General features: G+C 54.8%; 10 protein-coding genes. All 10 read right to left on the bottom strand.

Annotated elements, in window-relative coordinates; translation table 11 throughout:
* Positions 1-141 precede the first annotated feature (141 nt).
* Complete coding sequence (locus AC0VZ8_RS06290; RefSeq protein WP_475486393.1) at positions 142-1386, bottom strand: MFS transporter; 1245 nt, start codon at positions 1384-1386, stop codon at positions 142-144.
* 53 nt (positions 1387-1439) lie between these two features.
* The gene (locus tag AC0VZ8_RS06285) at positions 1440-4538 is read right to left on the bottom strand and encodes a glycoside hydrolase family 2 TIM barrel-domain containing protein (RefSeq protein ID WP_475487649.1); all 3099 of its coding nucleotides are present in this window, start codon (positions 4536-4538) and stop codon (positions 1440-1442) included.
* Positions 4539-4689: 151 nt separating this feature from the next.
* Positions 4690-5502: a carbohydrate ABC transporter permease gene (locus tag AC0VZ8_RS06280; protein WP_475486392.1), complete on the bottom strand. Its 813-nt coding sequence runs from the start codon at positions 5500-5502 to the stop codon at positions 4690-4692.
* A complete protein-coding gene (locus AC0VZ8_RS06275; RefSeq protein ID WP_475486391.1) occupies positions 5499-6512 on the bottom strand; it encodes a carbohydrate ABC transporter permease in 1014 nt (337 codons plus the stop codon). Before AC0VZ8_RS06275 ends, AC0VZ8_RS06280 begins: the two co-directional genes overlap by 4 nt.
* Before the next feature lie 23 nt (positions 6513-6535).
* Positions 6536-7813, bottom strand: a complete 1278-nt coding sequence (locus AC0VZ8_RS06270) for an ABC transporter substrate-binding protein (protein WP_475486390.1) — start codon at positions 7811-7813, stop codon at positions 6536-6538.
* Between the two features lie 141 nt (positions 7814-7954).
* Positions 7955-9127 carry a response regulator gene (locus tag AC0VZ8_RS06265; RefSeq protein ID WP_475487648.1) on the bottom strand — a complete coding sequence of 391 codons (1173 nt, stop codon included), beginning with the start codon at positions 9125-9127 and terminating at the stop codon, positions 7955-7957.
* Positions 9108-10853 carry a cache domain-containing sensor histidine kinase gene (locus AC0VZ8_RS06260; protein ID WP_475486389.1) on the bottom strand — a complete coding sequence of 582 codons (1746 nt, stop codon included), beginning with the start codon at positions 10851-10853 and terminating at the stop codon, positions 9108-9110. The genes AC0VZ8_RS06265 and AC0VZ8_RS06260 overlap by 20 nt, the downstream gene beginning before the upstream one ends.
* A gap of 210 nt (positions 10854-11063) precedes the next feature.
* Entirely contained in the window at positions 11064-12770 is a 1707-nt protein-coding gene (locus AC0VZ8_RS06255; RefSeq protein ID WP_475486388.1) for an amylo-alpha-1,6-glucosidase, read from the bottom strand.
* Between the two features lie 365 nt (positions 12771-13135).
* Complete coding sequence (locus AC0VZ8_RS06250; RefSeq protein WP_475486387.1) at positions 13136-13828, bottom strand: YqeB family protein; 693 nt, start codon at positions 13826-13828, stop codon at positions 13136-13138.
* Positions 13821-14420 carry a TetR/AcrR family transcriptional regulator gene (locus AC0VZ8_RS06245; protein WP_475486386.1) on the bottom strand — a complete coding sequence of 200 codons (600 nt, stop codon included), beginning with the start codon at positions 14418-14420 and terminating at the stop codon, positions 13821-13823. Before AC0VZ8_RS06245 ends, AC0VZ8_RS06250 begins: the two co-directional genes overlap by 8 nt.
* Positions 14421-14433 lie beyond the last annotated feature (13 nt).

Genomic DNA, 14433 nt, shown 5'->3' with positions numbered 1-14433 from the left:
GTTTAAAGACTTTCCATCGAACAAATACGGATTCAGCCTGCAGCAGTGAAGCAGACACCGTAAGATGAATTTGAAAGAGCCTGCTGCAATCGGCAAAAAGGCCGCCTAAAGGGGATTTCCCTCTTAGACGGCCTTTCACATTCATGGCTCGATACCGCTGTTTATTCTCTTGGATAAGACAGGGCGAATCCACCATACGTAATACAGGCCGCATAGGAGCAGCACGCCGGCCGTGGCCAGAAAGGGAAGCCGATAATCCTGCCGGGCCAGGATCAGTCCGGCAACAAAGGTTGCCCCGGACGAGCCTAAACTTCGGAATACCGACCTCATGCCGGCGTACAGATTCCGTTCCTTTTCATTAAAGGCCGACATCAGCAGACTGTCCAGCAGATTGGAGAGCATGGTCACGCCGCCGCCCCGCAGTAGAAACAGCCCGATAAACAGCCATACGGGGAGAATCATGTATAGAGCGGCAAACAGCAAAATATTAACGATAAATACCGAGATAATGGCCGTGTTATAACCGAACCGCTCCATGACGTACGGCGTCATCAACGAGCATATAAACAGCAGGATCGCGCCAATGGCCAGAATCAGGGATACCTGGTCGTCCATCCAATCCAGGCGGAACTTCACGATGACGTTCAGGAATGAGCCGGTCATGGCGATACAGCCGCCGAGCAGCGCCGTAAACACGGCGAACAGCCACAAGGTCCCGGAAGATAGAGGTCCCATTAGCCTGGAGATGCCTCTCGAAGGTGAAACTGCTGCCGCCGCTGCCTCCTCTGAAGCCTTGTTCTCGGCAGGCAGCCAGAACGCCCGGATGACGCCGTGAAGCACAAGCACCAGCCCGGTCAGCAGAAGCGACACTTCATAACCTCTGCTTCCTTCGAGCCCCTTCGAAATATATCCTGCTGCCAGCGTTCCGAGACCCGTAAAAGCCGTAAAGACGGCAAACATCAAGGAAAATGCACGGGCTTCCTCCTTACGGGAACGGCAATAATGGAAGAGAAGCTGGATCTCCGTCGTCTCCACCAGCGTCAAGCCGGCAGACACCAATATTTGAGCGGCATAGAACCACAGCAATTCATCGCTGACGGCAAACAGCACATTGCCCGCGGCAATAAAGAATACGCCGGTAACCAGCAGTTTTTTTCTTCCGGTCCGGTTAGCGAGCAGGGATACCGGAATGGCGAGAACGCCCATGATCAGTATGCCCATCGATACCAACGCGCCGATCTCGTCCTCCCTTAGCCCCCGGAAGAGCAGATGCAGATTCAGGACGAGTGTATAGAGACCGATTCCGATGCCGTAGAAGGCCTCGCTTATCAGGAACCGGCGCACCCCCGTAGACAGCTGCAGCAGGTCTTTGATGTAAATGGACATGTTATTCCCCTTCTCCAGAAAATCCGAAAACGATCTGAAATGAAATCAGTCGGTTACTTGTATAATTCCGCTTCCGAGCGCATCCGCCGGCTCAGCCGTACCGGGTCGGTATCCTCGGCAGCGTGAGCCATCAGCAGAATGCGGAACGAGAACGGCTCCGGCTTGATTGAGTGCTCGGGAGCCTGTGCCGGACCGCAGCTGTTGCTGCCAAGCCCGTTCTGCCGGTAATCCAGGTTCAGCGTAATGAAACTGCGCGGAACAAGATCGCTGGCATGCGCCGCAGCCTCGACATCCTGATCGGTGTACCGGCTCGCACTGAAGTTCAGGGCGGGCTCGCCAACGGCGAGAAGCCCCATTCCCGCGCCATCCGCAAGCGAGATCCAGCGGACATCCGATCGGTTCCCATTCTCCTGCGGATAAATATAAGGCGTAAACAAGCCGTCCACGGTGCTGCGGTATTCCCCGAACCGTCCCGCTTCCAGACTGTCCGGGTAGCTTTCCCCAGGTCCTCTGCCGTACCACCGGACATGTTCCATGTCGTCCGCGACCTGCATTTGCAATCCGATTTTCGGCAGCATGGCAGGCGGCGTGCCGATCGGCTCTCCCTTCACGTCCATGATCATCAGACCGCTGGAGGTGATCATATAGGTCGTTTCGCAGCGGAAGCCCCAGTCATATACCGGCGGGGCAATGCGGGAAACCCGCCGTACCTCAACGCATTCCTGGTCTAATCGCTTCCATTCGAAATGATCGATCCGTTCAGAGAGCCGGTCCAGATGGGCCTTGCGCCAATCCGGGAGCACGTACATATCGTTATCGATCGGCGGACGCCAGAAGTTCAGCGCGGGACCGCCAAGCATGATTCTTTTGCCATGCAGGGATAAGCCTTGGAAGCCTGAACGGAGAGCGCTGAGTGATAACTGAAAGCTTCCATTCCCCACTTGAAGGCTATGCTTCTCCTCGCTAATCTGCAAGGGGCCCCGCCGCAGGGCAGCCGTTGACTCGAATTCTGGCTTGGACGATTCCCGCAGCAGAAGCTGGGACCACGCCACCTCATGTCCCCGTTCCGCCCAGCGGCAGTCCGCAGCCAGCGAGAGGGATACCTCAAGCCACAGCTCGGCATAAGGACTCACGCCTATTGTCGCCTGCTCCAAAACCTTCGAGAGGCTAAGCTCTGCACTTGTGCCTGCTTCGATGCGGGGAAGCTCCAGCGCTCCGCTGTGGACAAGCTGCCCGTCGGACAATACCCGGTAATGAGCCTGCAAATGATCCAGCAAAATGAAATCATAACGGTTCATGATATGAAGCACACCGTGACTTCCCATCGTCATACGGACCGGTTCTATAACCTTTTTGTATTCCAGAAGCCCGGGTGAAGGCGTCCGGTCCGGACGAACCAAACCGTCAATGACAAAATTGCCGTTGTTCGGCACATCGCCGTAATCGCCGCCGTATGCATAATCCTTCTTGCCGTCCGGAGTCCTTCTGCTCAGCCCGTGATCGATCCATTCCCATACGAAACCGCCCGCCAGGCGGGGATACGCTTCAAAGGTATCAAAGTAGGGGCGCAGTCCGCCGGGCCCGTTGCCCATCGCGTGCGCGAATTCGCACAGAATATGCGGCTTGGGATGGTCGGTCATCTTGCCGAAGCCTTCCATCTTCTCAACGGAGGAATACATCGTGCTCACTACATCGCACACCTCGGCTTCGCGGTCCTCTTCGTAATGGATCAGCCTCGTGGGATCATTCTCCCGGCACCAGTCCGCCATTGCGCGGAAATTGCAGCCGAAGCCGGATTCGTTGCCGAGGGACCAGAACAGCACGGACGGATGGTTTTTGTCCCGCTCCACCATCCGACGGACGCGGTCCACGTACGCTTCCTTCCACTCGGGATCGTCGCTCAGGCGGGAAATGTTGCCGAGCGGCTCGAAGCCGTGGGTCTCCAGATCCGTCTCTTCCATCACGTACAGCCCATACACGTCGCACAGCTCGTAGAACCGCGGATCATTCGGATAATGCGCCGTCCGTACGGCGTTGATGTTGTGCTGCTTCATCAAGCGGATGTCCTCCCGCATCGTGGACAAGGTGACGGTTCGGCCCGTATCCGGATGATGGTCATGGCGGTTGACCCCTTTCAGCAGGATCGCCCTGCCATTAACGAGGAGCTGCCCGTCCTTTACTTCGATGGTGCGGAAGCCCACGCGCTGCGCCAAAATCTCCAGCGTCTCCCCCTGAGCATCCCGCAGGGTGATCACCAGATGGTACAGTGCCGGTGACTCGGCACTCCATAAATCCGGCCCGGCTACCTCTATGGCAAAGTCCTCCACGGCGGAGTGCCCGACGTCTTTCCCGATTGATCCCACTTCCGCTCCGTCTCCATTCAACAGCCGCAACTGGGCGGAGCCGTGCTCTCTTCCTCCCAGTTCCAAACGTACGTTCAGCTTGGCGTTCAGATACTCCTCATCCAGCTCGGTCGTTACGCGGAAGTCGTTGATGCGAAGCGCTGACGGCTCGGCCACCAGATACACATCCCGGAAAATGCCGCTCATCCACCACATGTCCTGGTCTTCCAGATAGCTTCCATCCGACCACTGGTATACCCGGACGGACATCCTGTTTACCCCAGGCTTTAAATAAGGCGTCAGATCGAATTCCGAGGTCAGCCGACTGCCTTGGCTGTAACCGATAAACGACCCGTTCAGCCACACATGAAACGCGCTGTCCACCCCGTCGAATTTAACGCAAATCTTTCTGCCGTCCCAATGTTCCGGAAGCTCGAAATCGCGTACGTAACTTCCGGTCGGATTCGCATTTGGCACATGCGGCGGATCCACAGGAAACGGATAGTACAGGTCCGTGTAATGCGGATGCCCGTAGCCCTGCAGCTGCCAGTGCCCCGGAACGGGAAGGTCATCCCAGGCCGATACATCGTAATCCTCTTGATAAAATGCTTCAGGAGCGCTCTCCGGCTCCTCGGCATAGTGGAATTTCCACACCCCGTTCAGCGATTGGTACCAGGCCGAGCTGCCTCTGTCATAACTGAGCGCTCCGTCCTCATCCGCGAACGGAATGAAATAGGCCCGGCTCTTCGCCCGGTTCCGTTCCAGCACGCTCAGGTTATCCCAGTCGCGGCCGATATGACGGTCTTTCATCATGTCTCTCCATCCTTTCCCAAGCGGTCTAAGCTTCTAGTTGTCGTTCAAAAGGTCAACTGTCCATGACTTTTTGAACACGCACTTCTATGTTTGGATATTGCATCATGCAACATATCGATCTTGGATGCCTATTATCAACCGGCACCGTTTATCCCTTGATCCCCGTCGTGGCAATGCCGCCAACGATAAAACGCTGCGCGAAGAAAAAGACGGCCAGCGGCGGAATCGAGATCAGGCAGGTGATCGCCATGATGGATTGCATATCGACGCCGTGCATGCCCTTGAATTGGGATAACCCCAGCGTCAGCGTATATTTTGTCTGATCGTTCAGGAAGATGAGCGGACCCAGATAATCGTTCCAGCAGCTCATCATATGGAACACGGCCACCAGAATGAGCGAGGGTCCCATCAGCGGCACGATGATCCGCAGCAGAACCGTCATTTTGCCCGCCCCGTCAATCGTTGCCGCTTCATCCAGCTCCTTCGGCAAGGTCATGATGAACTGGCGCAGCAGAAAAATAAAGTAGGCGGAACCGAACCAGGACGGAACAATCAGCGGTTTGAGCGTATTGATCCAGCCCAGGTAGTTGAATTCCATATACTGCGGAATCATGGTCACTTCCCACGGAATCATCATGGTGGCAAGCACGATCAGAAACAGCGCATCCCGCCCCTTGAACTGAAACCGGGCGAACCCGTACGCCACCAGCGTGCACGATATGAGCTGACCGAGCGTCGACAGCAGTGTCACAATCACCGTATTTTTCAAAAACAGGTTAAACGGCTGAATGCTCCAGGCTTCCGCAAAGTTGCTGAATCTCCACACGGAAGGAAACCATTTTGGAGGAAACAGATACAGCTCCTGCTGCGACTTCAGCGCTGTTGTGATAGCCCAGAAGAGCGGAGCAATGAACAACAGCGAGCACAAGATGAGCAGTGTGTAAGTAATTACTTTTTTCATGCGGAACGCCCCTCTCTGCCGGCAGGCACGCCTGCTTTGGCACGCTTCGGCTTCGGCTTCGCCTTCTCCTTCTTCATCTCGCCCTCATAGAACACCCAGGCCTCCGAGGACTTAAACACAAGAAACGTCAGCGTTAGCACGATCAGGAACATGAACCAGGCGTTGGCTGCGGAATAACCCATCTTGAAGTACTTGAACGCATTCTCGTACATGTACATCGCATAGAAAAACGTCGACTTCAGCGGGCCCCCGCCCGTAAGCAGAAGCGCCAGCGTCAGCTGCTGGAAGGCAGCAATGATGGACGTAATCAGGTTAAACAGCAGGGTCGGCGTGATCATCGGGATGGTCACATTGAAGAACTGCCTGATCTTGCCCGCTCCATCTATCGAGGCCGACTCATACAGGTCCTTCGGAATGCCTTTGAGACCCGCCAGAAAAATAAGCATCATCGAGCCCTGTCCCCACAGGCTTGCAATGACCATGGCGACCAGGGACCACTTCATATCGTTCAGCCAATCCGGCCCTTCGATGCCGACAAGCGATAAGAAAAAATTCAGGATCCCGTAATCCCCGCTGTACACCCAGGACCAGATCATGGCGAGGGCTACGCCGGAAATGACAGACGGCAGGTAGAAGGCAGTGCGGAAGAACGCGCTCCCTTTTACCTTCTGATTGAGCAGCATGGCGAGTCCCAGAGCCACGATGATGTTCAGCGGCACGAACAAAGCCGCGAATTTTAACGTAACCAGCAGCGATTTCCAGAACAGCGGATCGTTCGAGAACATCTCCACATAGTTGTCGATGCCGACAAAGGTCACCTGGCCAACGATCGGCCAATCAAAAAACGAAATGACGAGGGAAAACAGCAGCGGACCAAGCGTAAAAACGAGGAATCCGAATATCCATGGAAAAATGAAGAGGTAGGGCACGGCCCCACCCCATCGTTTTGGTCCAAGTCGCTTCGGGGCCGCTGTCTGCTGTTGTGAGTAAGGTGCATGAGTGTGGGCCATTTTCGCGAACCTTCTTTCTTCGTTTATTTCAAATAGCGTTCGCTATCCTTCACCGCCTGGTTCAGAACCTCCTGCGCATCGCTGCCGAACATGGCGGATTCCACGGCTGCCGACAGCTGGCGGTTGACTTCGTTCCATTTCGGATTCAGCAGGAAGGCCGGCGTATTGTCCGAACGCTCCAGCATCGTGTAATACGGCTTGTAGAGCGGATCCTGGTCCTTCTTCAGCTCGTTGACCACGCTGACCCGGACCGGCAAATCGGCCACGCGCATTTTGATCGCTTCATCCGATACATAGAACTTAATGAATTCCCACGCCAGATCCTTGTTCTTGGAATCCTTCGCTATGGATAGCGCGGATTCGGCCAACACGCCCTTCACAGGTTTGCCCTCGAAGGCCGGCATCTCCACCGTACCCACATCGATTCCGGCTTCCCTGAAGGATTCCAGCGGCCAGATACCGCTCTCCCACATGGCAATTTTGCCGGCCTTGAAAATATCCTCACCGCTCTGCTGCCCTTTGCCTCCAGTCAGGACGGCTGAGCCGTTCTTCAGCATATCGCCCAGCATCTGAATGGCTTCCGCCGTTTCCTTGCTGTTCATGTACCCTTCAATCGTTGTCCCGTCCTCCGAAATAAAGGAACCGCCGTTGCTCCATACGAACCCTTGAAGGTCATACGTATCATTCTCGGCCCGAACGCCGAAGCCGTACTGCTTCTTGGATTTATCCGTCAGCTTCTGGGCGATTTCCTGGAATTCCGTCCATGTCCATCCATCGCTCGGGTAGGCAATGCCCGCATCGTCGAACATCTTCTTGTTGTAGTACACCACCCGGGTCGTAAAGCCCGCCGGGATTCCATACAGCTGATTATCAATCTTGCCGTAGTTAAACAATCCTTGGTAAAAATCATCGATATTCAAGTCCTCATCCTTGGACGCGTAGGAATCCAGCGGCTCCAGGGACTGGTGATACGTCGGAAAATCCCACATGTACATCACGTCCGGCGGATTGGCTGCGCCAAATCCCGCGGCCAGCTTCTGATCGAAGCCGTCGGCATAGGCCTCCACCTGTACCTTGGTTCCTGGATGCGACTCCTCGAACTTCTTGGCGATCTCTTGTTCAATTTTCAGCGCATCTCCGGTATCCCAGGTCGCGAAGCGAAGCGTCGTTGCCGCGCCCGATGAATTGCCGTCCGGCTCCTTTGATGCCCCAGTCCCGCCGCTGCCGCCGCATGCGGCCAGCAAGGATGCCATTAACGTCATCACCGAAACCAACGCGATCCATGACATTTTCTTTTTCATATTGTCAGCTCCCCTAAAGTATTGAGTTGATATGAATTGAACCGCTTTCATCATAACTCGGATGAAAGCGGTTCAAAACGTGCGCTGATTCGCAGATGATCGTATTTTTGTTCGAACTTGCATAGACGGGTGTTCATTTGTTTACGATGGCTCCCCTTTTTGTTCGGCACGGTATTGGCTTGGCGTCTGACCCGTGCAGCGTTTGAACCATTTGCTGAAATATTTGCTGTCGCCAAGCCCGGTCTTCTCGGCGATCTCCTGCATCGTTAAGGAGGTTTCGCGCAGCAGGCCATAGGCGAGACGGAGCTTGCGCTTATATTGGAATGTGATGAAGCTGTCGCCAACCGTTTTCTTGAACAGGATCGAAAAATGGCTGCGGCTCAGCCCCACCTGCTGGGCCAGCTCCGCTGCCGACCACTCGTCCGCGGGATGTTCGTGCAGCAGATGAACCGCCTGCAGGATCGGCTCCGGCCAATGCTCGCCGCTCAGACCATACACCCGTTCCAGTTCGGCTTCCTTGTGCAAGGATTGAAAGGCTGCCTGCACATCCATTGAATCGTGAAGACATTCCCGCGAATTCCATATGAGCTTCCCGCACCGGCTCTTGATCTCCACCAGCAGGCTGTCTGCCGCTCCCTTAAACTCCTCCGGTATAACCCAGTAACAGCTGTCCGCGCCGTAAGGAATCAGCTTGCTGCTGCGTAAACCCGGCTCATCGGTGCCCTGCTCCTGCAGCAGGTGCTCCCAATTGCTGCTGCAGCCCGCCGTTTTGATCAGATGCAGCGAGATGGGCTTGCCCTCTCCCAGCCCGACGCGGCTGCAAAGCTTTCGGAGTTCTCCAGGGAAACGGTCACTGTGCCCGTTGAGCCAAGCAAAAAGGTGAGCAGAAACCTGCTCTTCCAACTCGTACCCGTGGGCCGGCGCATCGGACAGCTCACGCTGGAATTTCCCCAGCATCGCTTCGAGCTCTTCGTCCTCGAAGGCGGTTTTCAGCAGATATCCCGAAGCGCCGAGCCGCATCCCCTCTTGGGCATATTCGAAATCCCGGTGACAGCTGAGCAGAATGATCCGGGTTTCCGGTGCAACCTCCTTCACCTTGCGCGACAGCTCGATCCCATCCATCTCCGGCATGACGATATCCGTAATGACCACTTGCGGACGAAACTCCAGAAAAGCCTCCCAGGCCGCCTGACCATTGGGGCTGTCTGCCACAACCTCCATCCCGAACCGGTCCCATGGGACCGTGGAGCGGAGTCCCTTCCGCACAATGCTCTCATCGTCGGCAATCATCACCCTAATGTTCCCTGCTTTCATCATCGCAAGACTCCTCCTTTTTCGGCCAGCGTATAGTAATCGTTGTTCCTTCCCCCTTAACCGAATGCACCTTGAGTCCGTACAGAGGACCAAAATGCAGCTTGAATTTCTGATCGGCGTTCCGCACGCCAAGCCCGCCGCGTCCCTTCCGCTTCATCTCCGGCGAGAATAACTGTGCGAGTTTCTCCTCTCTGATGCCGGCTCCGTTATCGCGAAGCGTAAGCACCAGCTCATCGTGATCCTCCTCGACCTTGACATGGATCTCTCCCTGACCATCGGTGAAAGCATGGAAAAAAATATTTTCGAACAGCGGCTGAAGCGTCATCCGTGGAATCAAATAAGGCAGCAGCGCCTCATCGCAATCCAGCTCATAACGGAACACTTCGCCGTACCGGATCTCCTGGATTTTCAGAAAGTGACCGATCATGCGCAGCTCCCTGTTCAGCGTGACGAGCTCCTGTGAAATATCCAAATTCCCCTCCAGCACCATCGTCAGATGATACAGCATCTGACGGATGTCTTCCGCGCCTTCCAGCCTGGCTTTCCACTGGATGGAGTTGAGTGTGTTAAACAGGAGATGGGGATTGATCTGATAATGGAATGCGCGCAGCTCCGCCTCTTTTTTCAGCCGCTCGCTCTGCTCCACTTCGCCAATCAGTGTCTGTACGCCCGTAACCATCCGGTTAAAACTCATATCGAGGCTGCCCAGCTCATCCCTCCCCTCGATTGGCGTCCGGGTATCCAGCTTGCCGAAGCTTACCTTCTGCATTGAGTCCTTCAAGGTCCGGATTCGGGAGGTGAACCGGGAGGAGAACAGATAGGCGATGCCAAAAGCGAGCAAGCAGGAGACGATGGCAACAACCATCGTGTTCGCCCGGATAATGCCCGAGGATTGATAGAATGCCTTGGCGGGAATTCTGGCTTCCATGGTCCATTGGTTGACGTCAAGCGTCCGCGACCAGGTCACATCGTTGTCATGGGGCGTATACGGAGCATCCGTCTCATACACAATCGTCCCATCCGGCGATGTAATAAGCAGGTGGGCATGCGTGTCGGCCTCGAACTTGGCATAACTGCGCAGCAGCTCCTCGGCGTTCTCCTCGATCAGAATGATGCTGCCGTCCTGAGCTTTGTCGGGGTGATGGATCGGCACCGCCAATCCAAGGACGGGCACATTGTCGTTATCGCTGCTCTTGATGGAATGATCCTGTTTATAAAAACCGAGCCAATAAGTCCCGGCATATGCTTTCGGCCTCGTGTTCCACAGCGGGATATTGCCGAGTTTATTCACATCCAGATTGTTCTCCCCATAGTAATAGCCGGAGGACGTTATGATGTAAATTCCTGCTGTCAGCTGCGTCCGAAGAGACTTTAACAACGATTCGAAGTCGTTCTTCTCCATAATGTCGCCGTATGTGGATGGCGTCCCGGCTCCGATTCCCGAGTGGCTCGGGTCCAGTAAATAGGAATAGATCGTCTCCGCCGTCTGCTTCATCCGCTCCAATGCCGAACTGGTCTGCTGCTCCAGCTGCGCTACGGCATTATCGCCGTATTTGCCGAACTGGGAATTAATCACTTTAGCGGATTGAACATAAGAAAGTCCGCCAAGCGAGAACAGCGGAATCAGGGTGACGACTAAAAAACAAGTAAGCAGCTTGGTTCGTATACTGTGATAGGTGCCGGTGAACAGCCGGCCCACGCGATCTTTGATCCCCTGAAGATTCATGGCTACTCTCCCCATTGTTGTATCGTATCGCGAAACTTACATCCACTCGTTCGCCATGAGGCAGGACTGCGAACCTATCCGTGATACCGCTTTCATTATAAACCCGAACAAAGTGCTTGTAATTAGGCGGCAAATGGAAAATGAGAGAAAACGGAAAAAGCACCTCCCCCGCAAGGCAAAAGCCCGGGAAGAAGTATTTGTCCGTGATCGTTATAGGGTGTATTCATGTCCAAGAATCAAAAATACGCTGGAAGTCCAGGTAAACGCCCGATCGCGCAGCCCCGCTCCGGTCAGGGCATCAAAATTCTCGGCCATGCCGCTGAGACTGACCATCCGGCAGTACCGCTGCGCAATCTCCATTGCCAGCTCCTTATCGCCGGCCGCCGCCACCCCTTCGACCAGCAGCATCGTGGAAGGGGCCCAGATCGGCCCGCGCCAATATCCGTCCGGCTTATAGTAGCGGCTGTTTACGCTCTCGGTCGCCCAGCCATTGCTTGTCAAGAATCGGCCTTCCTCTCGAAGTCCTTCCAATAGAGCCGTGCGGATATACTCTGGAAGGCGTTTTCCCAGCAAAATCGGAACGAACAGCAGCAGGCTGTCTCCCTCGGATACCTCATGCGTTCCCGAACGGCAGGCCGTGAATCGACCGTCTCTCCAGAAATGCCGGAGCATGCGATCCAGCGTATCATCCGCACTCCGTCTCCAATGACTCGATTCCTCGGTCAGGCCCAGCAAACCCGCGATTTCAGCCAGCGTCTCCATCTGGATAATCAAATAAGCGGCAAGATCAGGGCTCTCAACGGGGATGCCGTTATTAAATGCCGTGCTGTTGTCCCAGCCTGAATCGTTGCCGTGGTTATACTGGGGGATGCCGTCGCCGTCATGGTCCCGGTGCGTAAACCACCATTCCGTCCATTTGGATAATGGGCCGTAGACCTCGCGCAGCTGGGTCTCCTTAATGAAATCGGTTCGCCTCATCATCCAGGCCAGCGTCCAGCCGTGAATCGGCGGTTTGTTGCAATTCCAAAGCTCGTATTTATCGTTCACGAAGTCGGGGATCAGGCCGCTCTCATCCTGCCGGTCAAAAAAGATCATGAACTGATCCCAAGCCAGCTCCGGCTGATGCCGCACGAGGGCCATCGCGTTAAAGCAGTTGTCCCAGCTCCAGATGTTGGTCATCCAATTCTTGGACATATACATGGCTGGGTGGGTTAAACAGCCTTCGGCCGGAACTACGCAGGACCAGGTAATATAGGCAGCGAGCTCCCTTGCTTCCTGCCACCGCTCAGGGACGGTCAGGGTATTGTTCAACCAATCGGCATAATCCTCGCGAACGCTTTCAACCGCATCGTCGAAGGACTCCCAGTCGGTACGCGGCGTCATGACGGTCATGAACTCTTCTACGGCGAATTCAGCTGTATCGGTTGCAGTATCCACGGAGAAGTCGGCGGTCACCCGCGAGCTCTTGATCTCGTTCCATTCGACCTCCATGCTCATCTGGCCAACAAGCCGGGTCAGCATGAAGCGGCAGCCGTGCGTGAAGCTGTTCACTTCCCAGCTGTCCGGAATTGTCTCGTAGGCGTAGTCATACGCTGCGGGGAAAAAAGTAAGCCTTATGCCGCAGCCTTCCGCGCGAAACCGGACGGTCCTGGAGTCCGATATGCAAATGTCCGCATGGCCTTCCGAATCGGAGGCCGTTAGCCTGATTTTGTCGGGTGATGCTACAGGTTCAAAGGGAACCGGCTCGTTCTGCCGGTTTAGCAGCTCTATCAGAAACGCCTCGCCAAACTTGTCGTCCCCTCCGCGGACGGTTCGCAGGTAAAGTCCTGGTCTGCGGTCCTTTGCCGCGGGCAGAAGGGAAATTGCCAAGAAGGACTCTCTACGGCTGAAAGGTACGATATTCAGATCAAAATTCATAAGACATCTCCTTCGCTGAGGTATCGCTTTCATTGTAAAACTTCTCATGGGAAGAGAGGACTGCCGGATGTCTTGCCGATAGAGGGATATTGTTTGCCGCAGGCTTGACTGAGCGGGAGAGGTGTCATTTTGTTCGATAAGAAGGGGGACAAATGTAATGACAAACCACAGCGACGCGAAGTTTCTATAAAAACGAAGATGACCGCATCATCGGCTTATGGATGACAATGGCGATCATCTGGTTTAGCTGGGCGCCTACAGCCATCTAAATGAACCGCTTGTCGTTCAGCCGGAATTATGCGATTCGGTATTTAGTGAGCCATTATGTCGCTAGGATGGCTTCGTCTGCTATAGCTGCTCAGGTGCTATGGCCTCTGCCCGTGCTGCCTCCAATACTGTTTTTTTCCGTCATCCCGCACCGTAATGCCCAGCTTCGAAAGTTCCCGGCGCAGATCGGCTGCATCCTCTTTATCCTCGTTCTCCATCGCCTTCTCTCGTGCCAGGAAAAGCGCGTTCATGCCAGGCGTCAGTTCCGGCGAATCAGCAACCCATCTGACGTAATCATCAGCGAACGGATCTCGGTCTCTCCAGGAGTAACCGTGCCGTTTGAAGGCTTCAGCCACTGCATCCCGCTTGGCTTCCGGTTTCTCCCGGTAGAGCTCCTGCCCCTCCGTGCCCAGCAGGACCAGCTGCTTGCCATCCAGAAAGACCGCAGAAACCTCTTCTCTCGCAAAGGTTCTTTCAGTTTCATGAATGCGGAGTGTAATCTCCTTATCCGACAAGCGAACGGCAAGACTTTCTTTAATGGCAATGTGGGAGAGCACCATGCCCGCAAGCAGGCCCAGAACAGCGGTTACGATGACGATCCAAGGTCCCTGTATGGTTGCGATTAACTCCAGCGGTCCTTGAAAAGGCACCCAAGCCAGACCCGTCGCCCAATCCGCAATCGCAGGCAGAAACCAGCCGACCACCGCACCTAATAAAGGCGGCACGGCCCAGACCAGCATTCGGTCTGCCCACGATAATCCGAGATCACTGTATTCCATCCCGTTATTCAATGGTATCCGCTCCTTTCCTGAGGATACTGTTCACCGCTTCTCTCCATATCGCTTGGTAATCCAATCGAATATCCATCATGATATAACTCGTGATATTATCAATGACCAGTGCCAGCACATACGCCTTGGAATCCGCATTTTGCCGCTCAATGATCCCGAAGTCTGCGCCTAAGCGCATCAGTTCCCGAAAGCCGTCCAGAAACGATTGCTGCATGGCGACCACTCTCTGGCCGTAATTGGCACTCCGGCTTGCGGTCAGCATGAACTCGCTCAATAAGCGCATCACCGGCACATAAGCCTCTTCCTCTTCCGGAAACATGCGCAATCCCCCTTGATACAGCTTCTCCGCGAAGTTGCGCTCGTTCATTTCGGTCAGGGAGAAATAATGATCGAAATGATAATCGCTGAACATATAATCAAAGACGCGTTCCACCAGTTCATCCTTGGATGCAAAATGGTAGTAAATCGACGGTTTCGTAATGCCCACCTCGCCGGCAATCATCGCCAGACTGGTCTTCTCAATGCCATGAAGCGCAAACAATCCGATGGCGGCCTCAACGATTTGCTGCGAGGTCAAGTCTTTCTTTTTCAACGTATAATCCCAC

The organism is Paenibacillus sp. QJM3NY_38 (assembly GCF_056173265.1).
Note: the sequence above shows the minus strand (reverse complement) of the source record. Positions and strands in the feature narration are given on the sequence as shown.

Coding starts and splice junctions, on each gene's coding strand:
- AC0VZ8_RS06290 (WP_475486393.1), bottom strand. CDS start 1,386: ATGTCCATTTACATCAAAGACCTGCTGCAGCTGTCTACGGGGGTGCGC.
- AC0VZ8_RS06285 (WP_475487649.1), bottom strand. CDS start 4,538: ATGAAAGACCGTCATATCGGCCGCGACTGGGATAACCTGAGCGTGCTG.
- AC0VZ8_RS06280 (WP_475486392.1), bottom strand. CDS start 5,502: ATGAAAAAAGTAATTACTTACACACTGCTCATCTTGTGCTCGCTGTTG.
- AC0VZ8_RS06275 (WP_475486391.1), bottom strand. CDS start 6,512: ATGGCCCACACTCATGCACCTTACTCACAACAGCAGACAGCGGCCCCG.
- AC0VZ8_RS06270 (WP_475486390.1), bottom strand. CDS start 7,813: ATGAAAAAGAAAATGTCATGGATCGCGTTGGTTTCGGTGATGACGTTA.
- AC0VZ8_RS06265 (WP_475487648.1), bottom strand. CDS start 9,127: ATGAAAGCAGGGAACATTAGGGTGATGATTGCCGACGATGAGAGCATT.
- AC0VZ8_RS06260 (WP_475486389.1), bottom strand. CDS start 10,853: ATGAATCTTCAGGGGATCAAAGATCGCGTGGGCCGGCTGTTCACCGGC.
- AC0VZ8_RS06255 (WP_475486388.1), bottom strand. CDS start 12,770: ATGAATTTTGATCTGAATATCGTACCTTTCAGCCGTAGAGAGTCCTTC.